The following is a 22,524-nucleotide window of genomic DNA, read 5'->3' as shown; positions in this document are numbered from 1 at the left end:
TGCCTGGGCTTGTTCCACGTTAAGCATAGGATTTCATGGCGTCCACTACATGATGCTCCTTGGGAAAAGACGTGGCCGCAGAATCGAGATAAACCACTCCGCACCTCTTCGTGTGGGTCTTCGTCGGTTCGATGTGATGATGAACATATATCCCACAGCCATCCACGCCGACGACTGGCACGAAATGACACTCGCCGCGCCTGGCTCTGTGAGAGCTGGACAGCGGGCGAGCCTTGGCGCCACGTCTGCGCGTGCGCACGGTGTTCACGACCCGAGGGGTGCCACGCGCGCCACACTCTGGTCGCCGAAGGGCACAGCCTGCTACGGTCTCGCACATCGAATTGCGAAGTCACAAGCGAACTGACGTGAAGCGATCACTCCTTTACCGCGACATCGCGGAGTGCAGTCCGCAACGTACAATGAGGGCCGGCTCTGCGATGCCTCCAGGTACGCGAGAAAGGATGAAGGCATGTCAGGACCGTTGATCTTCCCGCAGAAAGCAGACGGTGTTTCTCCGGAGGTTTCAGTCGTCGTTCCGACCTATGACCGCCCTGACGAGTTGAGAAGAACTCTGACGACATTAGCGCAACAAGAGGCGTCGTTCACCTATGAGGTCATCGTCGCAGACGACGGCTCTTCGAGCGATACCGTTGCGGTCGTCAAGGCCTTCGAACACGCGATTGACATCTCATACACTCGCCAACGAGACGACGGGTTCCGCCTGAGCGCGGTAAGGAATCTCGGCGCGCGAGCATCTCGGGGCAGAACACTGATCTTCCTCGATTGCGGCACTCTCGCGGGCGAGAACCTGATTCAGTCCCATGCGGCGAACGTGGAAGTCGGTAAACGCAGTACAGCAGGGCCGACCTACGGCTGGGACTTCTCTGGCGAAGATGCCCATGCATTCCGTTCTCTTGTCAGCGGCCCGGACTGGCGCACAAGACGCATGGAGATGGCTACGCGGCCCGGCTACGCTGATTACAGATCGGACAAGTGGTTGGATGTCGATGTCCGGCGGGTTCCGCTGGCGGTCCCCTGGCGTTTCTACTGGGGACGGAACATTGCAGTGGCGCGATCGGATTTCTTCTCCGCGGGCGGTTTCGACGAGCGCTTCTCAACTTATGGAGTCGAAGATGTGGAGTTCGGCTACAGGCTATGCCGGATGGGCCTTTCTCTTCACTGGATAGAGGACGCGTGGGGCGTAGAACTGCCGAGCATCTCCGAAAATACAGCCGAACAAGCAAGAAGCAATCGAGCTAACCTGGAACAGTGGGCCGATCGATGTGTCGATATGGAAATCGAGTTCTTCATCTGCAACAGGCCCCTGGCGCAATTGGAGCAGCCCGAGTGGGAGCGCGTCGCGAGGTGGGCTCGAGATTCAACGAACAGCCGAGCTGACCTGCAGATCCTTCGTCAGCATCCGAACGACACATCGATGCTTTTCGTCGGACTGATGTTTGAAGTAGCTCATTCACGGTCCGTCGTCGCGCTCGGGCCGGGTTTTCCCATTGCGTCCGAACATCCGAGCGGCTGGTCGACTGCACGGCGACCGGTCAATCTCAACGCGATCGGGATCCGATGCGGTTTCGCCAAACGCGAATTCGACATGGTGTACCTGAGCGATGCGATGGCGCCCCTGGCTGCAGTGTGGGGTGAGCATCTTCTGGCCACGGCCCGGAGGTGCGGGAAGGACCTGTTGCTGGGGCGCGGTCTCGCCGCGACATTTCAATCAGCGGGGATAGGGTCGGACGGCTTTTAGGTGAGAGATATTCAGTGGCGCGCATCAGTTTCGGATCGCAACGACCCGGGCGACATCGAGGATCCACCTTCCTCCGCCCGCGCCAACTAGACCGGTCAGCGACTAAGGAGGAACCACTGTCTGGCGCTCGCGTCCCACAATCCGTCGCCCTGACCCTGCTGAGCAACGCGACCATCGGAGGCCTCACGAGCGTAGCCGTTCCCGTCTCCCTCGACTCGGCCGGTCACTCAAAGGGCGAGATCGCCGTGTTCTTTCTCGTCAACGCGGCCGCCGCCATCGTCTACAACACCCTGCTCGTCCCTACAGTTCGCCATCACGGGTACCCGCGCAGCGCATTGGTCCTGACCTGCGCAGCCGTCCCGGTCGCCCTCCTTGCACTCCGCGCGACCGCAGGTACATTCGTGCTCGTCATGCTGAGCGGCTTTCTCCTGCTCCTCGTCAGCACGATCGTCCCGCAGATCTTCGGCCGCGTCGCCGCGCAGCTGAGTGACGACGAACAGGTCGCCGCGGTCACGCGTCTTCGGCTGATGACGGTCGGCGGATACATCCTCGGCCTCGTCATCTACTCGGCCGTGTCCGCGCTCGGGCTCGATCCTCTCTTGATCGCCTCCGTGTTCGGCGGCATCACGATGATCGGTGCGACCTGCAGACCATTCGCTGGACGCGCGTTCCCGCGCGAGCACGATGGCGGAGAAGTCGGAACGCCTCGAGCGAGAAGCGGAGCGTTCTTCACTGCGCTTGTCCTCGTGGCGCTTCTCAAGTCGGCCGACACCCTTCGGGGGATCTATCTGCCGCTGTTCGCTGTCTCGTCCGGGCTCCGCCCTGCCGAGGTGCCTCCTTTGTTCCTGATATCGGCTCTACTGGAGTTGGCCGCGCTGCCTCTGCTCGGTCGGCTCAGCGCGGCCCGCGGCAGCGCCGTCACCCTCGTCGTGATCGCCCTCTTCGGGGTCGGATCGTTCTCGCTCCTGCTCCTCGCGACCACCTATCCGGTGCTGCTGCTGGCCCAGGTGCTCTACGCCGTAGTGGGCGTCGGCTTTCAGAGCACCGGCCTGGTCCTGCTCGGTCGAACGAGCAGGGGCGGAGTCGGCGCGGGCGCCAGCGCATACACGGCCGTGACGCAGGTCGGGACCGTCCTCGGAGCAGTGCTGCCGCTGATGGTCGAGGGCTACTCGTCCGGGATCTTCGTCATCGCGACCGTCCTGGTGGCGCTGGCCGGGATGCTGGCCGTCGCGCTGCGGGCGGTCGGCGGACGCTGGTGACGGCATCCGATCGCGCCAGCACACCGGCGACTCTTGCGCACCGGATGCTGACTTTCTCGCGAAGCGCTGAATCAGACCGATGCACGCGTCTCAGCCGTAGTTGCGCACCCCCGCCCGGCCCTTCCGCGCTCATGACACCATCGGATGATGACCGAGACGCCGCCCGCCCCCGCCTCGACACCGGTGAAGAAGCGCCTCACGGCCGCCCGTCTCGCCCTGATCGCCGGCCTCGTCCTCGCCGTCGCCGGCCTGGCCGCGCTCGCACTCGTGCCTCTGCAGTACGCGAACATCGACCGTCAGGGCTTCGACTACGTCTGCAGCGTCAGCCTCGGCGGTGTCCCGCCCGAAGCGGGAGAGCTCGTCCGCGGCTTCTGGTCGTGGTGGCCGCTGGGCGCGGCCTGCGAATGGACGCTGCTCGACGGCACGACGGTGGTCGACCTCCCCGACTGGTCGACGACCGCCGTCGCGATCGTGGGGGCCGTGCTGCTCGTCGTCGGCGCGGCACTCGCGATCGCGTCGCCGCTCCTCCGCAGGCGCGCTCCGGTCCCGTCCGTCTAGCGGTCGAAGAGGTTCCCGAGGTCGCCGAGCCCCGGCAGCTGGAAGTCGGAGCCGAACTCCGACACCTGCTCCCCCAGCCCGGACACGTGCTCACCCGCACCGGAGACGAACTCTCCCGCGCCGCCCGTGATGTCACCGAAGTCGCCCAGATCGCCGAACCCGCCGGCGAGGTTCTCGAAGTCCACGCCGAGGCCGGACGCCTGCGCGAGCAGCGGACCGGCGACGCTGCTGATCACGGCGCCGCCCGCGACCGCCGCGAGCAGTCCGCCCGCCGCGCCGAGCCCGATGCCCGCCGCCGCTCCGACGCCGGCACCCGCGAGGGCGCCGCGGGTCCCCGGCTTCGAGAACATCTTCTTGAGGAACCCCGGGTCGTGCGCCTCGCCGCGCGTCGCCGCGCGCGCCAGGTCCTCGGGTGCGGACGACCGCGGCTGCTCGTTCGCGGGCAGCTCGTCGCGGAGCCGCGCCTCGACCTGGGTGCGCTGCGCCGGCGTCAGCTTCGCGAACGCGTCGCGGTGCACCTGCTCGAGCTGCTCGGGGTCGGCGGTGCGGAGGAGGTAGTCGTAGCGCGCGATCGCTGCGCGGTCCTCCTGCGTGACCACCGGCTGCTGCCCGGGCCGGGCGTCCTGCGGGCGCGCGGAGGGTCGCCGCGGTGAGCCGTACTGCTGAGGCGGCTGGGCCTGCCCGCTCCGCGAGTCGCCTGTCACCTTGTCGGCGGCGGTGCGCACGAGGTCGCGCCAATCGGTCGTCCCGCTCGAGGACGACCCCGAGCCGCTCTTCGAATCGAGCGCCTTCGACGCCATGCCGAGAACGCGCTTGAACATGCTCACAGAGAACCTTCCGTCGAGTACCAGCCTCGATCATGGCGGCGCCGCCTGAGCGAAGGCCCGCGAGACGCCCTCAGAAGGCCGTGAGCGCTCGGAGCCTTGGGCGTCGCTCCGAGAGCGCATCCGTGCTCTCCGCCTGATCGAGGAGCTCGCGCACGTACCGCGGGCGGAGGACGGCCCGCCACATCCCGCCGAGAAGGGGGTCTCGGATTCCGCCGGCCACCGCCTGCGGATGGCCGCCATGCGACCGGCTATCGCGAGCAGCGCACTGAAACCCGCGCGCCGTCTGTCCGCGAACGTGTCCCGCTGGATGGAGAGGCTCAGGACGAGGACGGCCGAGAACCCGCGAAGGAGCTCCTCGGTCGTGCGTCCCTGCCGCCGAGGAGTCCCCACCCGGGCAGGACCATCGAGGGCTCGGACCGTCGTCGCCTCGACCAGCACAGCTCGGAGTGCTGGGCGGGCGGCAGACCGTGGCGTCAGACGGAGCGACGGCGCGGTCTTCCGATGGACTGATCCCGATCGCGGATCGTGGTGCCCCTGGAGGGACTCGAACCCCCAACCTGCTCCTTAGGACGGAGTCGCTCTTCCATTGAGCTACAGAGGCTGGCCGAGCCAGTGTACCCGCCGTGCCCCGCCCCCCGCGAAGCGACGACAAGGCCGCACCACAACGCCAGCGAAGCACGCCACGGCCCTCGTCGCGGCGACTGCGCGGCACACCCCTCTTGACACGAAGGCCTCCCGCCTCCATGGTTAGTTACAACACCAACTAACCACCCAACCCAGCACCGAAGGAGCCCGCGTGGACGACTCCCGCCCGCTCTTCCTGCAGATCGCCGAGCAGATCGAGAACGACATCATCGACGGCGCGCTGCCGGAGGAGTCGCAGGTCCCGTCGACCAACGAGTTCGCCGCGTTCCACCGCATCAACCCGGCCACCGCCGGCAAGGGCGTGAACCTACTCGTCGACGACGGGGTGCTCTACAAGAAGAGGGGGATCGGCATGTTCGTCGCCGAGGGGGCGCGCGACCGGCTGGTCGAGAAGCGCCGCACGCAGTTCCGCGACCAGTTCGTCGCTCCGCTGCTCGCCGAGGCCGCCAAGCTCGGCCTCAGCACCGAGCAGCTCGCCGACATGATCACAGAAGGGGGATCGCGATGAGCGCGGTCATCGAGGTCCACGACCTCACCAAGAACTACGGACGCATGCGCGCCGTCGACGGCATCGGCTTCGCGCTGGAGGAGAACCGCATCCACGGCCTCCTCGGCCGCAACGGCGCGGGCAAGACGACACTGATGTCGCTGCTCACCGGCCAGGAGTTCGCCAGCTCGGGCGAGATCCGCGTCTTCGGGCAGTCGCCTGTGGAGAACGCCGCCGTCCTCTCCCGCACCTGCTTCATCAAGGAGAGCCAGAAGTACCCCGACGACTTCAAGGTGAAGCACGTCCTGCGCAGCGCTCCCTGGTTCTTCGACGGCTGGGACGAGGCGTTCGCCCGCGAGCTCGTCGAGGACTTCCGCCTCCCGGTCGACCGCAAGATCAAGAAGCTCTCCCGCGGACAGCTCTCGGCGATCGGAGTGATCGTCGGTCTCGCCTCCCGCGCCCCGCTCACGTTCTTCGACGAGCCGTACCTGGGGCTGGACGCCGTCGCCCGGCAGCTGTTCTACGACCGCCTCCTCCAGGACTTCGCCGAGCACCCGCGCACGGTCGTCCTCTCCACCCACCTCATCGACGAGGTCAGCAGCCTGCTCGAGCACGTCCTCGTCATCGACCAGGGCCGCCTCGTCGTGGACAGCGACGCGGAGGAGCTGCGGGGTGCCGCGGCGACGGTCATCGGACCCCGGCAGGCCGTCGAGTCGTTCACCGCCGGCCGCGAGGTCATCGCCCGCTCCGCTCTCGGCAGCCGCGCCTCGGCCACGCTCCCCCGGCTCGACGACGCCGGCCGCGCCTCCGCCGCCCGCCACGGGCTCGAACTCGAGTCCGTCCCCCTCCAGCAGCTCGTCGTCCAGCTCACCACCGGGAAGGCCTCGGAATGACCGCCCTCACCGGCGCCCCCGCGCGCCACGACACCGCCGCCGGCCGCCTCGGCAGCATCGTCCGCCTGCACTTCGCGAACCCCGCCACCATCCTCTATACGCCGCTGATCATCACGGCCGTCATCCTGGCGGGCAACCTGGTCGTCTGGTGGCTGATCCTCCGCGGGCTCGACTCCGGCGAGCGCCTCGAGGCGCAGGAGGGGATGACCTACTCCGGCGCGTCCTTCTTCCTCTTCGTCTACATGATGGTCGTGGCCGTCCAGTCGGTGAACGTCACCTTCGGCCTCGCCCTCGGCTACGGCGCCACCCGCCGCGACTTCTCCCTCGGCACGGCCCTCACCTTCGTCGCCCTCTCGGTCTTCTACACCGGCGTCTTCGTGGTCCTCGGGATCGTGGAGCGGGCGACCGACGGCTGGGGCTTCGGCGGCAGCTTCTTCCGCTCGATCTACTTCGGCGGGGACTCCGTGGGCGAGCAGGCTGTCGCGGTGCTCTGCGCCCTGCTCTTCTTCTTCTTCATCGGAGCGGCGACGGCGGCGGTCTACGTGCGCTGGCGCCAGCGCGGGATGCTGCTCTTCTTCGGGATCCTCGGCGCCCTCCTGCTGGCCGTGATCACCCTCCTCACGCTCACCGAGAACTGGCCCGCCGTCGGCTCCTTCTTCGGCAGCGTCGGATACGCGGGCGGCTACGCCCTCTCGCTCATCCCGACCGCGATCGCCGGAGTCGCGGGCTGGGCGATCCTCCGCCGCGCCACCCCGCGCAGCAGCTGACACCACCGCCACCGATCCGAGAGGACCGACCATGACCGCCCCCGCCCGCCGCTCCGCCTCCCCGCGGAGGATCCTCTCCGTCCTGAGGCTCCACCTCGCCCACCCCGGGACGGTCCTCGGCTGGCCGCTGCTCGTCCTGCTCGCCGTCCTCGCCGGCAACCTCGTGATCTGGTGAGTCGTCCTCCGCGGGATCGGGGCCGAGCGGGGCGGCGGCGACTCGGGCATCCTGCTCGTGGGGCCGGGGATGCTGATCGTCGTCTTCCTCTTCATCGGCTCCATCCAGGCCACGACCGCCACCTTCGGGCTGGCGCTGAGCTACGGAGCGACCCGGCGCGACCACGTCCTCGGCAGCGCCCTCGCCTTCGCGGCACTGTCCGTGCTCTGGTCCGCGATCGTCGTGGCCCTCGGGGTGCTCGAGGAGGCGACCGGGGGCTGGTGGCTGGGTGGCGCGCTCTTCCTCGCCTCCCCCCTCGACGGTCCGTGGCACGAGCGCTTCGTCGTCCTGCTCTGCTCGCTCCTCGCCGCCTTCGCCCTCGGCGGAGCAGCGGGCGCGGTCTTCCTCCGCTGGCGGGAGCGCGGAGTGACGGCCTTCCTCCTCGCCCTCGGAGCGGTGGCACTCGCGGTGGTCGTCGTCGTCGCTCTCGCCGGGGGCCGGCCGGTCGTGGTGGACGTCCTCGAGAGCGCGGGCACCGCCGGAGCCGCCGCTCTGCTCCTCGTCCCCGCCGCGCTCCTGACGGCGGTCGGCTCGCTGGTCCTCCGCCGGGCGACGCCGCGCGGCTGACCCCCTCCGGAACCGGGCCTGCAAGGCCCTTCCGCCCCGGGCGTCCGGATGCCAGCGTGGGCACATGGCCGACTCCCCCGCTCCGTCCCTCCTGCCCGTCCCCGAGCACAGCTGGATCGCGCGACCCGCCGACGCCGAGCTGACCCAGGACACTCTCGACACGGTCGACGCCTGGTGGCGCGCCGCGAACTACCTCGCGGTCGGACAGATCTACCTGCTCGCGAACCCGCTCCTGAAGACCCCGTTGAGCCGGGAGGACATCAAGCCCCGCCTGCTCGGCCACTGGGGCACGACCCCCGGCCTCAACCTGATCTACGCGCACCTGAACCGCGCGATCCGCGAGCGCCGCCAGCCGACCCTCTACATCACCGGTCCCGGCCACGGCGGACCGGGCATGGTCGCCAACGCCTACCTCGACGGCACCTACAGCGAGATCTACTCCCACATCGACGAGTCGGAGGAGGGGCTGCGCCGCCTCTTCCGCCAGTTCAGCTTCCCCGGGGGCATCCCCAGCCACGCCGCCCCCGAGACTCCGGGCAGCATCCACGAGGGCGGAGAGCTCGGGTACGCGCTGAGCCACGCGTACGGAGCGGCCTTCGACAACCCGGACCTCCTGGTCGCGGCGGTCGTCGGCGACGGCGAGGCCGAGACCGGCCCGCTCGCCACCAGCTGGCACTCCAACAAGTTCGTGAACCCGCTCACCGACGGCGTTGTCCTGCCGATCCTGCACCTCAACGGCTGGAAGATCGCGAACCCGACCGTCCTCGCCCGCATCCCGCAGGAGGAGCTCGACAGCCTCCTCCGCGGGTACGGCCACGAGCCGTTCCTCGTCGAGGGCGGCTTCGACGGCGAGGACCCGATGCGCGTGCACGAGCGGTTCGCCGACGTCCTGGACACGGTGCTCGACCGCATCGCGGCGATCAAGGAGCGCGCCGCCGCCGGCGTCCTCTCACGCCCGGCCTGGCCGATGATCGTGCTGAAGACCCCGAAGGGCTGGACCTGTCCGACCGAGATCGACGGCGTCCAGGTGGAGGGCACCTACCGCTCGCACCAGGTTCCGCTGCCCAACGCCCGCGACACCGAGGCGCACACCCGGCTCCTCGAGGACTGGCTCCGCTCCTACCGGCCCGAGGAGCTCTTCACCGAGGAGGGCGGCGTGGTCGACCGCGTCCGCTCGCTGGCCCCCGAGGGCGAGCTGCGGATGAGCGCGACCCCGCACGCGAACGGCGGGCTGCTGCGGCAGACTCTCGACCTGCCCGACTTCCGCCGCTACGAGGTCGTCGTGGAGCAGCCGGGTGGCACCGTCGCGGAGGCGACCAAGGTGCTCGGCGAATGGCTCGCCGACGTCATCCGCGCCAACCCGACCAACTTCCGCCTCTTCGGGCCGGACGAGGTCGCGAGCAACCGGTTGCAGTCCGTCTACGCCGCCACCGACAAGCAGTGGGACGCCGAGCTCAGCCCCCTCGACGACCACCTGGCTCGCGCCGGGCGGGTCATGGAGGTGCTCTCGGAGCACCAGTGCCAGGGGTGGCTGGAGGGCTACCTGCTCACCGGCCGCCACGGGCTCTTCACCTGCTACGAGGCGTTCATCCACATCATCGACTCGATGTTCAACCAGCACGCGAAGTGGCTGGACGGCACCCGCGACATCGAGTGGCGCCGCCCGATCGCGAGCCTCAACTACCTGCTCTCGAGCCACGTCTGGCGCCAGGACCACAACGGCTTCAGCCACCAGGACCCGGGCTTCATCGACCACGTCGTCAACAAGAAGCCCGAGGTCGTGCGCGTCTACCTGCCCTTCGACGCGAACACGCTCCTCTCGACCTACGACCACTGCCTCCGGAGCGTGGACTACGTCAACGTGGTCGTCGCCGGCAAGCAGCCCTCGCCCCAGTGGCTCACGATGGCGGAGGCGGTCGCGCACTGCACGCGGGGCCTCGGCATCCTGGAGTGGGCGAGCAGCGAGCGGCAGGGCGAGTCCCCGGACGTCGTGCTCGCCTGCGCGGGCGACGTGCCGACCCTCGAGACCCTCGCGGCGGTGAGCATCCTCCGCGAGACGCTGCCGGACCTTGCGATCCGCACGGTCAACGTGGTCGATCTGATGCGTCTGATGTCGGAGTCGGAGCACCCGCACGGCCTCTCCGACCGCGAGTTCGATGCGGTCTTCACCCCCGACCGCCCGATCGTGTTCGCGTACCACGGCTATCCGTGGCTGATCCACCGCCTGACCTACAAGCGGACCGGCCACGGCAACCTGCACGTGCGCGGGTACAAGGAGAACGGCACCACCACCACTCCCTTCGACATGGTGATGCTCAACGACCTCGACCGTTACTCGCTGGTGATGGACGTCATCGACCGGACCCCCGGCCTCGGCGCCCGCGCCGCCGGTCTCCGCCAGGAGATGCAGGACGCCCGCATCCGCGCCCGCGCCTACACCCGCGAGCACGGCGAGGACATCCCCGAGGTCGCGAACTGGACCTGGGCCGGCGAGCGCTCCGGCAACGCCAGCCAGAGCACCGGCAACGACAACGAATAGCGCCGGGTCGCGCACCACGCCCTCCACTGACGGGTCGCGGTCGTGTCGCTGGCAAGGCGGAGGAGGAAGCGATACCGGCGGTATCGCGCCCGACGACAACGCCGCCAGCGGCGCGACCGCGGCCCGTCAGGCGGCGGGAGCCAGGTAGTCGTCCCAGTCGGGCTGCGTCCGCTCCGCGCCGCGCACGAGCCAGGAGCCGGCGCGCGGCATCCGGGGGACGGTGCGCAGACGCCATCCCATCTCGTGCGGGGTGCGGTCGCTCTTGACGTTGTTGCAGCGCTGGCAGCAGGCGACGAGGTTCTCCCACGTGTCCCGGCCCCCGCGCGACTTGGGCTGGATGTGGTCGATCGTCGCCGCGTGCTGACCGCAGTATCCGCAGCGGTGGTTGTCCCGGCGGAGTACGCCCCGGCGCGATACCGGCACACTCCGGCCGCTCGGGATGCGCACGTACCGGGTCAGCACGATCACCGAGGGCCGCACGTGGTCGCCGTGCGCGCTGTGCACCGGATTGCCCTCGTCCGCGGCGATCACGGTCGCCTTCTCCGTCATCAGCAGGACCAGGGCCCGCTTGAACGACACCACCGCGAGCGGCTCGTAGCCGGCGTTGAGAACCAGAGTGCGCATCAGTGACCTCCGTGCTGTCGCACGCCGTCGCGCGAAGGCGCCGCGACCACGAGCAAGGGCGCCGTCGTGACGACGGCGCCCTGCGAGGCCGCGGCGGAGTGCCGCGCGATGACGTGGAGTCGTATCCGTGTGTCGGAGGAGTGCACCGCAGCGGTGAGGACCCGCGCGCGCATCGAATCGGCCGGCCGCACGCGCGAGCGCAGCCCCACGCTGTGGCGCCCGCTCCGCTCGGCCATCCCGGCACTCCGTCCCTCGACGAATCGATCCGCTCGCCACGCGAGCGGACTGGGGTTCAGGTTAACCCTTCACGCCCGGAACACCAGGGGTCGGTCCGGATTCGTCACGCGGCGTTCACACGGCGGGACGACGAGAGCCCGCCCCCTCCAGGAGGGGACGGGCTCTCAAGCGGATCGACCGGATCAGCCGTTGATGCGCACGATCCGGTAGTCGGAGGTCCACAGCGGCTGCACGCGGACGCTCGCGCCCTCGTACGGCGCGTGCAGGATGTTGCCGTTGCCCGCGTAGAAGCCGTCGTGGCCGTCCATGATGACGAGGTCGCCGGGCTGCGCGTCGGCGAGCGAGACGGGGGTGCCCATGGCGCCCTGGCCCGCAGCCGAGTGCGGCATCGAGATGCCGTACTGGGCGAAGACGTACATCACGAAGCCGGAGCAGTCGAAGCCGCTCGGGTCGGCTCCACCGAAGACGTAGGGCACGCCCTGGTACTGCATCGCCGTATCGAACACCGCCGAGAGGCTGTAGCTGGTGGTCGGGGCGGCGGCCGCGATCTCGCTGGCCGAGGCGCCGGAGTAGGAGTTGAACTCCTCGGCGGTCTCGGCGCGCGCCTCCGCGACGTCGCTCGTGTCGACGACGGGCTCGGCCACCACGACGGGCTCGGGCTCCGGTGCGGGCGGCGGGGGCGCCGCCTCGGCCGAGAAGCCGTCGCGGGCGATCGCGGCCTGCACCACTCCGCCGTCGACGGCGACGGTCTGCGCGGAGCCCTGGCGGAGGAGGTCGGCTCGCGACGCCGCGAACAGGCCGTCGTCCTGGCTGCCCGGAGTGAAGGCGTAGGCGGGGAGCGCCATCGTCGCGACCAGCGCGCCGGCGAAGCCGACCATCGCGACCTTGCCGACGACACGGCCCCGGCGCTTGCGCGGGGTCCCGGCCGGCGACGGCACGAAGTCGGTGATGTCCGCGCGGCGGGCAGGAGCTGCGGGAACGGCGCGACGGGAGACGGGCGCGTCCCCGTGGATCCGGGCGCGGATGACCGGGGGCCGGTTCTCGAAGTTCGCGTCGCCGGAGCGGTCGGGGTGGTTGGAGCGGAACCGGTCGGGTGAGCCGGCGTCCTCGTTCGGGGTGAGGGGGTTCTGGGGCAAGGGGGAGATCCTCCGACGTCCCCTCAGCCCAGGCAGCTGTCCCGTCTCATGCACGAAGCATCGGTGTGCACAGGATCCGAGACGGGTGTGGGGGCGTCGGATCCCGCGCCCTGGGACCGAGGCTCGGCCGCAGGGCTCCACAGAGCGTAAGCGACCGTTACCGATTTGTCACCTTCTCGGCGGGAAGAGACCGCTCTCCCGTTCGCCTCCGGTCACCGGATGCGGTAAGGGACCGTACGGGCCACTCCCAGGGAGGCGGGGGTCAGACGACGAGGAAGATGTGCGCCGCGACCTCGTTGGGCAGCTCGATGCCCGCCTCGGCTCCGTCGATGCGCGCGAGCACGTAGCCGTTGAGGGCCGAGAACTCGCCCTCGGCACCGGGCACGACCCCGGCCTGCTTGAGCTGGAGGAGGAGCTCCGGATCGACCTGCGCCGGCTCGCCGAGGCGACGGACGACGCCGCGGCGGGGCTCGCTCGACCCGGCGACGAAGCGCGGCAGGCTGATGACGCCGTCGGCGAAGCGGGAGGCGGGGGTGTCGCCGAGCTCGTCCAGGCCCGGGATCGGGTTGCCGTAGGGCGACTCCGTCGGGTGGTCGAGCATCTCGAGAAGGCGGCGCTCGACCTGCTCGCTCATCACGTGCTCCCAGCGGCAGGCCTCCTCGTGCACGAACTCCCAGTCGAGCTTGATGACGTCGTGGAGGAGCCGCTCGGCGAGGCGGTGCTTGCGCATGACGTGGATCGCCTTGCGGCGGCCGTCGGAGGTGAGCTCGAGGTGGCGGTCGCCCGAGACGACGACGAGGCCGTCGCGCTCCATGCGACCGACGGTCTGCGACACGGTCGGCCCGGAGTGGCTGAGCCGCTCCGAGATGCGCGCGCGCAGCGGGATGATGTTCTCCTCCTCGAGCTCGAGGATGGTGCGCAGGTACATCTCGGTGGTGTCGATCAGATCCGTCATCTCAGCCTTCCCGTCTCGGCGCGCTCCACCCTAGTGGTCGCCACGTCGCAGCATCGGCGCTGCGGCGCGACGCAGGCCTCCGTCGCTCGGAGGAGGGGTGCGGGCCGGGAACCCTAGTATTAACGCATGCCGGACCTCACCATTCCTCGCGAGCTGCTCCCCCACGACGGACGGTTCGGCTGCGGCCCGTCCAAGGTGCGGCACGACCAGCTCGCCCATCTCGCGACGCAGGGCGCGCACCTCCTCGGGACCTCGCACCGCCAGGCGCCCGTCAAGGACCTCGTCGGGCGCGTGCGCGAGCACCTCGCCACGCTGTTCCGCATCCCCGACGGCTACGAGGTGCTGCTGGGCAACGGCGGCTCGACCGCCTTCTGGGACGCCGCCGCCTTCTCCCTCATCGAGCGCCGCGCCGAGAACCTCACGTTCGGCGAGTTCGGCCAGAAGTTCGCGGCCGCCGCCTCCGCGCCGTTCCTCGAGCCGGCCCACGTCGTCTCCGCCCCCGCGGGGTCCCGGAGCGAGGTCGAGATCGTCGAGGGGATCGACGTGTACGCGTGGCCCCACAACGAGACGAGCACCGGAGTGATGGCCCCGGTCCGCCGGGTCCGCGGCGACGAGGGCGCGCTCACCGTCATCGATGCCACCAGCGCGGCGGGCGGCATCGACGTCGACATCGCCGAGGCCGACGTCTACTACTTCGCCCCGCAGAAGAACTTCGCCTCCGACGGCGGACTCTGGTTCGGTCTCTTCTCCCCCGCCGCCATCGAGCGGATCGAGCGCATCGCGGCGAGCGGCCGCTACATCCCCGAGTTCCTGAGCCTCAAGAACGCCGTCGACAACTCGCGCCTGAACCAGACGCTGAACACTCCGGCGCTCTCGACCCTCCTGCTGATGGAGTCGCAGCTCGAGTGGATGAACGCCTCGGGCGGCCTGGCCTGGGCGTCGGCGCGCACGGCCGAGTCCTCCTCCACGATCTACGACTGGGCCGAGGCCTCGAGCCTCGCCACCCCGTTCGTCGAGGTGCCCGAGCACCGCTCCCAGGTCGTCGCGACCGTCGACTTCGACGCCTCCGTCGATGCCGCTCTCGTCGCGAAGATCCTCCGCGCGAACGGGATCGTCGACACGGAGCCGTACCGCAAGCTCGGCCGCAACCAGCTGCGCGTGGCGACGTTCGTCGCGATCGAGCCGGACGACGTCCGCTCGCTGCTCGGCTGCATCGACCACGTCCTCGAGCGCCTGGCGGTCTGAGGCACGCCATGCGGCTGTGGCTGCGCGAGGAGGAGCGGCGGCCCGCGCCGCCGCCCTACGCGAGCGACGACGCGACGGCTCTGCTGGTCGGGTGCGTCGTCTGGGCGGTCGCGCTCGTGGCCGTGCTCGTGGCGACGGCCGTCGGAGCCGTCATCGAGCCGGTCGTCCTGTCGACCGTCGTGATCGGACTGGTCCTCGGCACGATCGGGCTGTTCTACAGCCGCAACCGCCGCTAGACCGCGTCGGTCTCCATTCGAAGCCCGGTGCCGTCGGCCTCCGGCTCGAGACGGACGCGCAGGCCGGTGAACTCGCCGAGGCGCTCGACGTGGGTGCCGCCGCACGCGATCGCGGCGTCCCCCGCGGGGAGGGTGCAGCGCCATGTCCGCCGCGTGCTGAGGAGGTCGTCATCGCGCTCGATGAACACTTCCGCGTCCGAGGCGATCCACTCGGCGAGGAGGGCGTTCACCCGCTCCTGCACCTCGAGGATCTCCGCCAGCAGGCGGGCGGTGTCCATCCCGCTGCGTCGGAGGGACTTGCCGAGGCGGTAGACGTCGGTGGAGCCGGACTCGCGGATCCGCGAGGTCTGGATCGCCGCCTGGTCGAAGTCCGGGTTCCCGAGAGCGTCGGTGCGCGCCGGCTTCGACCAGAACGAGGCCAGAGCGGCGTTCAGGGCGAGGGAGGCGAGGTGGCAGGCGGTGTGCCCACGGGAGAGCTCGTGCCGGTGCTCCGCGTCGACCTCGACGTCGACCTCGTCGTCCACGTGGAGTGAGGAGGCGTCGTCGACGATGTGGACGACGACGAAGCTCCACTCCGGAGTGCCGAGCCGCGCCGGGAGCCGCTCGCCGACGTGCAGCTCGCCGCCCTGCCACGCCCCGATGCGGCAGTCGATGAGGGGATGCCGCTCCCCCGCCACGGCCAGCGCGCCGCGGTCGGGCCCCTGGTCGGGCCAGGTCGGGTCGACGGGGTGAGCGGAGGTCGCATCGAGGACGACCGCCCAGCGGCCGTCCTCCAGCCGGCCCACGTGCTGCACGCGCCCGGAGGAGCGCACGGCGCCGTCGGGATAAGCGATGCGGGTGTCGGAGTCGATGCTCATCGGGCGGCGCCGGACCGGATCAGCGGCGACGTCGACGGCGACGGGTCGTCGGGGCGGGGGCGGGCTCGGGCTCGACGTCGTCGGAGTCCTCGTCGTCGGAGTCGTCGTCCGGGTCGTCGTCGTCGGAGTCGTCCGAGTCCTCGTCGTCCGAGTCGTCGCCGTCGGAATCGTCGTCCGCGTCGTCGTCGTCGTCGACCGGATCGTCGTCGTCGTCCGAGTCGTCCTCGTCCTCGTCGGAGTCGTCGTCCGACTCGTCGTCGAGGTCGTCTTCCTCGGCGTCCTCGAGCTCGTCGTCGTCCGCGTCCTCGACCTCCTCGCCGAGCGCGTCCTGCGCGGTCTGGTAGTCGGCGAGACGCACGGACCACGGCACCCAGTCCGGAGCGAGGACCGCGCCCTCGCCCGGCAGCAGCTCGACCTCCAGGACGTTCACGTCCTCGGTCTCGTCGATCCGGGACAGCGTCGCCGTCCACAGCCAACCCGGGTACCCGCGCATGAGGTTCGCGAACTGCAGCGACACGACGTGCTCGCCCTGCGCCAGAGTCGTGACCAGCTCGCCGATCGTCCCCTCGGGGGCGATCTCGGCGAGCGCGGCGCGCGCGACATCGAGAGACCCGGCAAGCACGGCGTCCGCCTCGTAGACGGGCTCGGGAGCCTCGTCCGCGGCGGCCTCGTCCGTCTCCCCGGTGGAAGCGTCGTCGTCGGCTGACGTCGCGTCCGCCGCCGGTGCGCCATCGGCCTCGGAAGGTTCGTCCATGACGAGGGCGGAATCCTCAGCAGAAGTCGCATCCTCAGCAGGAGCCGAGTCGTCAGCAGGAGCCAGGTCCTGAGCAGGAGCCGAGTCCTCAGATGTTCCCGCGTCGTCAGCAGGAACCGCATCGTCAGCAAGGGCCGCGTCCTCAGCAGGAGTCGGCACTGCAGCAGAAGCCGTGTCCGCGCCGGGAGCCCCCGCCTCAGCGGCGACATCGTCGGCCGGAGGAGTCTCCTCCGCAGAGGCGGAGTCCTCGCCAGGAGCCTCGGTCACCGGGAGGGCGGCGTCGCTCTCACCCTCGCCGGAGGGTGCCTCGTCGACAGGAGCCGCCTCGTCAGCGGCGATCTCCTCGTCGGCTCCGCTCGCGTCCTCGGCGGAGGAGTCCTCCTCGGCAGGAGTCGTGTCCGGCTCGCCGGAGTCGCCCTCTCCCGAGGACTGCTCCACGCGAGCGCCCTCCGTGGTCGGATCGGCGACGATCTCCTCGACCGGGCCCTGCTCGTCGGTCGTGCCGTCGGCGTCAGGCATCCAGCTCGTCCGCAACCCGGCGCAGGAGCGCCGCGATCGTGCGCCCGTGCGCCTTGTCGGGGTAGCGGCCGCGCTTGAGCCCGGCGCCGATCCCGTCGAGCAGCTTGACCGTGTCCTCCACGATCACGGACATGTCGTCCGCGGACTTCCGGTTGAGCTTCACCAGGCTCGGCGGAGCGTCGAGGACGCGCGCCGAGAGCGCCTGCGCCCCGCGCTTGCCGTCGGCGATGCCGAACTCGAGGCGGGTGCCGGCCTTGACCGCGGTCCCGGAGGGCAGCGCGGAAGCGTGCAGGAAGACCTCCTGGCCGTCATCAGTGCTGATGAAGCCGAAGCCCTTCTCCTCGTCGTAGAACTTGACCTTGCCGGTAGGCATGCAGACCCCTCCTGGAAATGAAGCAGCCATCAGTTTAGTCGACCGGGGCCGCCCTATCCTTGACGGGTGAAGCCACAGGAGCCGGCGGGCGTCGGACGCGCGGAGCGCACGCTCGCCTACATGTTCATCGCGATCATCGTCGTGACGGTCCTCGCGTTCCTCGCGATCCTGGTCGCCCCCGCGCTCGGGATCCGCGAGTACGCCGGCCCGTTCTGGCAGTTCGTCTTCGCTGTGCCGCTGGTGGGCCTGCCCATCGCGTTCCTCATGATGATCGCGATGCTCATCGTGGGTGTCCGGCGCCGCCGCGCGCAGCCCTGATCGGACGCGCTCTCCTCCTGCCGCACCGCCTCCGATCCGGCGTTCCCCGCCGCCGAGCCGGCACCGAGCGCCCGGACAACCGACTCCCAGACTCCGTACAGCCGACGGCCAGATACTGTCCTGCATGGACGGACCCCGCATTCTCATCGTCGACGACGAGCCCAACATCAGAGACCTGCTCACCACGAGCCTCCGCTTCGCCGGCTTCGCCGTGCGTGCGGTCGGCAACGGGGCCCAGGCGATCTCGGCGGTCCTCGAGGAGGAGCCGGACCTGATCATCCTCGACGTGATGCTCCCCGACATGAACGGGTTCGGCGTGACCAAGCGCCTCCGCTCGGCCGGGTACACCTCCCCCATCCTCTTCCTCACGGCGAAGGACGACACCGAGGACAAGATCACGGGCCTCACCGTCGGCGGTGACGACTACGTCACGAAGCCGTTCAGCCTCGACGAGATCGTCGCGCGCATCAAGGCGATCCTCCGCCGCACCATGCACGCCGAGGAGGACGCGGTCATCCGGGCCGGCGAGCTGACGATGGACCAGGACACGCACGAGGTCCTCGTCGGCGACGAGCCGGTGGAGCTCAGCCCCACCGAGTTCAAGCTGCTCCGCTACCTGATGCTCAACCCGAACCGGGTGCTCAGCAAGGCGCAGATCCTCGACCACGTCTGGGAGTACGACTTCAACGGCGATGCGGGCATCGTCGAGTCCTACATCTCGTACCTGCGACGTAAGCTCGACACGCATTCGGAGGAATCGCTCATCCAGACCAAGCGAGGATTCGGATACATGCTGAAGGTCGCGAAGGCCTAGCCTCCGCCACCTCGGCGCCACCTCCCGCCGGAGGCGCGGCGCCCGCCGATCCCGAGGGAGTTCCACCGCCATGCACCAGGGTCTGGCCGAGCGGTGGAACTCCATCTCGTTGCGCACCAAGATCACCGCGGTCACGGTCCTCCTGCTCACGCTGGGACTCCTCGTCTCCGGGATCGGGACGATGACGATGCTGAAGCCGCAGCTCGTCGCCCAGCTCGACGCGCAGCTGGCCGACCAGGTCCAACGGACGGCGAGCGACCTCTCCGTCAACGACCTCGCCGCGATCGACGAGTCCAAGGCCGATTTCGGCGCCGTCTACGACCAGTACGGCACGCTCGACAACACGAACGCGTCCGGCGCGGCCGACCCCGCCTTCCCGCAGACCTTCACCCTCGAGCAGGCGCTGCAGGGCGGCGACAAGCCGATGGAGATCTGGAGCTCCAACGGCAAGGTCGAGTACCACGTCATGTCGACGGTGTTCACGAGGGGCACCGAGTACCAGACGCTCCTGCTCGCGGTGTCGACCCGCAGCGTCGACGTCATCATGACGACGTACCTCACGATCTTCCTGGGCTTCGGAGTTGCGATCGTCGTGATCGGCGCACTCCTCACCCGCCTGCTGGTCACCACCACCTTCGCCCCGCTGCGCGAGGTCGAGCAGACCGCTGCCGCCATCGCGGACGGCGACTTCAGCCAGCGTCTGGACGGCACGACGCCCAACACCGAGGTCGGGCGCCTCAACCGCTCCCTGAACGCGATGCTCGGGCGGATCGACTCCGCCTTCCGCGACCGCGCCCGCACGATCGACCAGATGCGCCGCTTCGTCGGCGACGCCAGCCACGAGCTGCGCACGCCGCTGGTCTCGGTCCGCGGCTACGCCGAGCTGTACCGGATGGGCGCTCTGCAGACGCCCGAGGCCGTCGGCCAGGCGATGGAGCGCATCGAGAAGGAGGCGATCCGGATGGGCGGCCTGGTCGAGGACCTCCTCGAGCTCGCCCGCCTCGACGAGACGAAGCCTCTCGCACTCGCGCCCGTCGATCTGATGCCGCTCGCCCGCGACGCCGCGATGGACGCGATGGCCTCCTGGCCCGACCGCGACTTCGGCGTCGAGACCCGCGACGACACCCCCGTGGAGACGCCCGCGCTCGAGCCCGACGAGGCCGGCGCCTCCGCCACGCAGACCATGGAGCTGACGAACCCCGGGCTCACCGGCCCGATCGCCGCTGCAGGAGCGAGGCTCGCCCGATTCCGCCGGCGTCCGCGACGGGTCAACGCCGAGGAGATCGCCGCCGGCACCGCCACCGCCCCCGAGGAGCCGGGCGTGCCGGCGATGGTGATGGCGGAGGAGAACAAGATCCGCCAGGTCCTGACGAACCTGATCGGCAACGCCGTCCGCTACACGCCCGAGGACACTCCGATCGAGATCGGCGTCGCCGTCGACCGCTCCCGCCGCCTCGCACTCCTGGAGGTCATCGATCACGGCGAGGGCATCCCGCCGCAGATCCGCGAGAAGATCTTCCAGCGCTTCTGGCGCGCGGACACCTCGCGGACCCGCGAGACCGGCGGCAGCGGCCTCGGGTTGGCGATCGTCTCCTCGATCGTCGCCGCGCACAAGGGCCGCGTGGACGTCGTCGAGACGCCGGGCGGAGGCGCGACCTTCCGCGTCGCGCTGCCGTTGCTCACGGTCGGCCAGAACGGCGAGACCTCCCCCGCCTCGGTCTGATCCGCACCGCGGTCCGTCTTACCTCGGGGCCCCTTCGGTCCGAGGTCTCCCGTCGACGTCCGCGAGCGGCACAGATCGATCCGCCCGAGCGACCGTGACCTCGCCCACCCGGCCCGCACGGCCGCGCACGGCCGCGCACGGCTCACTCTCTCCTCTTGGGGACCAACGGGCGGCGAGCCCGCCCGGACCGCTGGAGATGACACTCGACGCTCGACGGATGCCGCGTCGCCGGCTCTTGCAGAGTCGCCGTCCGCATCCGTTCGGCCGACGACATCTCCGCCCCGACCCCGTACGTCGCGACCCGCACCGGCGCACCCCACGCGCTTCTGGTGCCGGTGTCCGCTGAGGAGACCGAGGCGGCGCGGAGTGCGGTGCCACCGCAGGAGGACCGCCGTTGTGGTCGCGGAGCAGATTCAGAACCACCTGCCGGTTCGGTCGCCTGCTGCTCGCTCAGATGCCTCCGGAAACGCCGAAGGCGGCTCCCCCGGAGGGGAACCGCCTTCTGCGTGGTGGGGGGACGGACTAGAAGTCCATGCCTCCGGTGGGGTCGCCGCCCGCGGCGACCGGGTTCTTCTCGGGCTTGTCGGCGACGACGGCCTCCGTGGTGAGGAAGAGACCGGCGATCGACGCCGCGTTCTGCAGAGCGGAGCGCGTGACCTTGACCGGGTCGATGATGCCCGCGGCGATGAGGTCGACGTACTCGCCGGTCGCGGCGTTGAGGCCGTGTCCGGTGGGCAGCTCGCGGACCTTCGCAGCGACGACGCCGGGCTCCATGCCCGCGTTGAGGGCGATCTGCTTGAGCGGGGCGTCGATGGCGACCTTGACGATGTTCGCGCCGGTCGCCTCGTCTCCGACGAGCTCGAGCTTCTCGAAGGCGAGCTTGCCGGCCTGGATGAGGGCGACGCCACCACCGGCGACGATGCCCTCCTCGACGGCGGCCTTCGCGTTGCGGACGGCGTCCTCGATGCGGTGCTTGCGCTCCTTGAGCTCGACCTCGGTCGCCGCTCCGGCCTTGATGACCGCGACGCCGCCGGCGAGCTTCGCGAGGCGCTCCTGGAGCTTCTCGCGGTCGTAGTCGCTGTCGGTGTTCTCGATCTCGCCGCGGATCTGCGCGACGCGGCCGGCGATGGCCTCGGCGTCGCCGGCACCCTCGACGATCGTGGTCTCGTCCTTGGTGATGACGACCTTGCGGGCCGAGCCGAGCAGGTCGAGGGTGACGTTCTCGAGCTTGAGGCCGACCTCCTCGGAGATGACCTGGCCGCCGGTGAGGATCGCGATGTCCTGGAGCTGCGCCTTGCGACGGTCGCCGAAGCCGGGGGCCTTGACGGCGACCGACTTGAAGATGCCGCGAATCTTGTTGACGACCAGGGTCGCCAGCGCCTCGCCGTCGACGTCCTCGGCGATGATCAGCAGCTGCTTGCCCGCCTGGATCACCTTATCGACGACCGGGAGCAGGTCCTTGATGTTCGAGACCTTGGAGTTGACGATGAGGATGTAGGGGTCCTCGAACACCGCCTCCTGACGGTCGGGGTCGGTCACGAAGTACTGCGACAGGTAGCCCTTGTCGAAGCGCATGCCCTCGGTGAGCTCGAGCTCGGTGCCGAAGGTGTTCGACTCCTCGACGGTGACGACGCCCTCCTTGCCGACCTTGTCGATCGCCTCGGCGATGATCGCGCCGATCTCGGGGTCCGCGGCGGAGATGGAGGCGGTCGCCGCGATCTCCTCCTTGGTCTCGATCGCCTTCGCGCCGGCGATGAGCTCGGCGGTGACGGCCTTGACGGCCTTCTCGATGCCCTTCTTGAGGCTGATCGGGTCGGCGCCGGCCGCGACGTTGCGCAGGCCCTCGCGGACGAGCGCCTGAGCGAGGACGGTCGCGGTGGTGGTTCCGTCGCCGGCGACGTCGTCGGTCTTCTTGGCGACCTCCTTGACGAGCTCGGCGCCGATCTTCTCGTACGGCTCGTCGAGCTCGATCTCCTTGGCGATGGAGACGCCGTCGTTCGTGATGGTGGGAGCGCCCCACTTCTTCTCGAGGACGACGTTGCGGCCGCGCGGGCCGAGGGTCACCTTGACCGCGTCGGCCAGAGTGTTGAGTCCACGCTCGAGGCCGCGGCGGGCTTCTTCGTCAAAAGCAATGATCTTGGCCATGTGTGTTTCTCGTCCCTCCCGGACGTCGTGAAATGTCTGTGCTGGCACTCGACCGGAGCGAGTGCCAAGGTCG

The 22,524-nt window shown here is 69.7% G+C and carries 22 protein-coding genes and 1 tRNA gene; 14 read left to right on the top strand and 9 right to left on the bottom strand.

Annotated features, from left to right (window positions below):
• The first annotated feature begins 469 nt into the window (after positions 1-469).
• The 3 genes from C5C37_RS06600 to C5C37_RS06590 all read left to right on the top strand — a co-directional run bounded on the left by C5C37_RS06600 (position 470) and on the right by C5C37_RS06590 (position 3,576).
• Positions 470-1,759, top strand: a complete 1,290-nt coding sequence (locus C5C37_RS06600) for a glycosyltransferase (RefSeq protein ID WP_104338680.1) — start codon at positions 470-472, stop codon at positions 1,757-1,759.
• Positions 1,760-1,773: 14 nt separating this feature from the next.
• Positions 1,774-3,018: a hypothetical protein gene (locus tag C5C37_RS06595; RefSeq protein ID WP_146085191.1), complete on the top strand. Its 1,245-nt coding sequence runs from the start codon at positions 1,774-1,776 to the stop codon at positions 3,016-3,018.
• Positions 3,019-3,165: 147 nt separating this feature from the next.
• Positions 3,166-3,576 (top strand): hypothetical protein, encoded by a 411-nt coding sequence (locus tag C5C37_RS06590; RefSeq protein WP_146085190.1) that lies wholly within the window; start codon positions 3,166-3,168, stop codon positions 3,574-3,576.
• Here the strand turns inward: C5C37_RS06590 and C5C37_RS06585 are convergent.
• Entirely contained in the window at positions 3,573-4,397 is an 825-nt protein-coding gene (locus tag C5C37_RS06585; RefSeq protein WP_258066310.1) for a hypothetical protein, read from the bottom strand. The genes C5C37_RS06590 and C5C37_RS06585 overlap by 4 nt on opposite strands.
• A 532-nt stretch (positions 4,398-4,929) precedes the next feature.
• Positions 4,930-5,004 (bottom strand) — tRNA-Arg (locus C5C37_RS06580).
• Positions 5,005-5,199: 195 nt separating this feature from the next.
• Here C5C37_RS06580 and C5C37_RS06575 point away from each other — a divergent pair.
• The 6 genes from C5C37_RS06575 (at position 5,200) to C5C37_RS06555 (ending at position 10,515) form a co-directional block, all read left to right on the top strand.
• The gene (locus tag C5C37_RS06575) at positions 5,200-5,556 is read left to right on the top strand and encodes a GntR family transcriptional regulator (RefSeq protein ID WP_104224613.1); all 357 of its coding nucleotides are present in this window, start codon (positions 5,200-5,202) and stop codon (positions 5,554-5,556) included.
• Positions 5,553-6,428 carry an ABC transporter ATP-binding protein gene (locus C5C37_RS06570; RefSeq protein WP_104261710.1) on the top strand — a complete coding sequence of 292 codons (876 nt, stop codon included), beginning with the start codon at positions 5,553-5,555 and terminating at the stop codon, positions 6,426-6,428. Before C5C37_RS06575 ends, C5C37_RS06570 begins: the two co-directional genes overlap by 4 nt.
• Positions 6,425-7,195, top strand: coding sequence for an ABC transporter permease (locus tag C5C37_RS06565; RefSeq protein WP_104233881.1), 771 nt, complete (start codon positions 6,425-6,427; stop codon positions 7,193-7,195). The genes C5C37_RS06570 and C5C37_RS06565 overlap by 4 nt, the downstream gene beginning before the upstream one ends.
• A gap of 31 nt (positions 7,196-7,226) precedes the next feature.
• Positions 7,227-7,370 carry a hypothetical protein gene (locus C5C37_RS17435; RefSeq protein WP_181127383.1) on the top strand — a complete coding sequence of 48 codons (144 nt, stop codon included), beginning with the start codon at positions 7,227-7,229 and terminating at the stop codon, positions 7,368-7,370.
• A gap of 69 nt (positions 7,371-7,439) precedes the next feature.
• A complete protein-coding gene (locus tag C5C37_RS06560) occupies positions 7,440-7,976 on the top strand; it encodes a hypothetical protein (RefSeq protein ID WP_104338679.1) in 537 nt (178 codons plus the stop codon).
• Positions 7,977-8,040: 64 nt separating this feature from the next.
• The gene (locus C5C37_RS06555; protein ID WP_104338678.1) at positions 8,041-10,515 is read left to right on the top strand and encodes a phosphoketolase; all 2,475 of its coding nucleotides are present in this window, start codon (positions 8,041-8,043) and stop codon (positions 10,513-10,515) included.
• Positions 10,516-10,641: 126 nt separating this feature from the next.
• Here the strand turns inward: C5C37_RS06555 and C5C37_RS06550 are convergent, their stop codons facing one another.
• The 3 genes from C5C37_RS06550 to C5C37_RS06535 form a co-directional block, all read right to left on the bottom strand.
• Positions 10,642-11,139: an HNH endonuclease gene (locus C5C37_RS06550; RefSeq protein ID WP_104224608.1), complete on the bottom strand. Its 498-nt coding sequence runs from the start codon at positions 11,137-11,139 to the stop codon at positions 10,642-10,644.
• Between the two features lie 419 nt (positions 11,140-11,558).
• Positions 11,559-12,512 carry a C40 family peptidase gene (locus C5C37_RS17830; protein ID WP_258063262.1) on the bottom strand — a complete coding sequence of 318 codons (954 nt, stop codon included), beginning with the start codon at positions 12,510-12,512 and terminating at the stop codon, positions 11,559-11,561.
• A 262-nt stretch (positions 12,513-12,774) separates the two neighbouring features.
• Positions 12,775-13,467 (bottom strand): metal-dependent transcriptional regulator, encoded by a 693-nt coding sequence (locus C5C37_RS06535; protein ID WP_104224606.1) that lies wholly within the window; start codon positions 13,465-13,467, stop codon positions 12,775-12,777.
• Between the two features lie 126 nt (positions 13,468-13,593).
• Here C5C37_RS06535 and serC point away from each other — a divergent pair, with 126 nt between their 5' ends.
• On the top strand, positions 13,594-14,712 hold the full coding sequence (serC, locus tag C5C37_RS06530) for a phosphoserine transaminase (protein WP_104263055.1): 1,119 nt from the start codon (positions 13,594-13,596) through the stop codon (positions 14,710-14,712).
• Positions 14,713-14,720: 8 nt separating this feature from the next.
• Positions 14,721-14,948, top strand: a complete 228-nt coding sequence (locus tag C5C37_RS06525; RefSeq protein ID WP_104224604.1) for a DUF2530 domain-containing protein — start codon at positions 14,721-14,723, stop codon at positions 14,946-14,948.
• On the opposite strand, the gene C5C37_RS06520 is transcribed toward C5C37_RS06525, so the two are convergent.
• The 3 genes from C5C37_RS06520 to C5C37_RS06510 are packed head-to-tail and all read right to left on the bottom strand — an operon-like array spanning position 14,945 to position 17,451.
• Positions 14,945-15,805 (bottom strand): metal-dependent hydrolase, encoded by an 861-nt coding sequence (locus C5C37_RS06520; RefSeq protein ID WP_104338677.1) that lies wholly within the window; start codon positions 15,803-15,805, stop codon positions 14,945-14,947. The two genes, C5C37_RS06525 and C5C37_RS06520, sit on opposite strands and share 4 nt — an antisense overlap.
• Before the next feature lie 19 nt (positions 15,806-15,824).
• Positions 15,825-17,078: a DUF3027 domain-containing protein gene (locus tag C5C37_RS06515; RefSeq protein WP_104338676.1), complete on the bottom strand. Its 1,254-nt coding sequence runs from the start codon at positions 17,076-17,078 to the stop codon at positions 15,825-15,827.
• Positions 17,071-17,451 carry a cold-shock protein gene (locus C5C37_RS06510; RefSeq protein ID WP_104224602.1) on the bottom strand — a complete coding sequence of 127 codons (381 nt, stop codon included), beginning with the start codon at positions 17,449-17,451 and terminating at the stop codon, positions 17,071-17,073. Before C5C37_RS06510 ends, C5C37_RS06515 begins: the two co-directional genes overlap by 8 nt.
• Before the next feature lie 66 nt (positions 17,452-17,517).
• Between C5C37_RS06510 and C5C37_RS06505 the strand changes: the two genes are divergently transcribed.
• From C5C37_RS06505 to C5C37_RS06495, 3 genes are all read left to right on the top strand, one after another.
• Positions 17,518-17,769, top strand: coding sequence for a hypothetical protein (locus C5C37_RS06505; protein WP_258061220.1), 252 nt, complete (start codon positions 17,518-17,520; stop codon positions 17,767-17,769).
• Between the two features lie 124 nt (positions 17,770-17,893).
• On the top strand, positions 17,894-18,583 hold the full coding sequence (locus C5C37_RS06500; RefSeq protein ID WP_055787731.1) for a response regulator transcription factor: 690 nt from the start codon (positions 17,894-17,896) through the stop codon (positions 18,581-18,583).
• Positions 18,584-18,653: 70 nt separating this feature from the next.
• Entirely contained in the window at positions 18,654-20,306 is a 1,653-nt protein-coding gene (locus tag C5C37_RS06495) for a HAMP domain-containing sensor histidine kinase (protein WP_104224601.1), read from the top strand.
• 522 nt (positions 20,307-20,828) lie between these two features.
• Here C5C37_RS06495 and groL read toward each other — a convergent pair.
• The gene (groL, locus tag C5C37_RS06490) at positions 20,829-22,451 is read right to left on the bottom strand and encodes a chaperonin GroEL (RefSeq protein ID WP_104224600.1); all 1,623 of its coding nucleotides are present in this window, start codon (positions 22,449-22,451) and stop codon (positions 20,829-20,831) included.
• Positions 22,452-22,524 lie beyond the last annotated feature (73 nt).

The sequence above is a fragment of the Rathayibacter sp. AY1F9 genome (assembly GCF_002932155.1).
Taxonomy (GTDB): domain Bacteria; phylum Actinomycetota; class Actinomycetes; order Actinomycetales; family Microbacteriaceae; genus Rathayibacter.
Note: the sequence above shows the minus strand (reverse complement) of the source record. Positions and strands in the feature narration are given on the sequence as shown.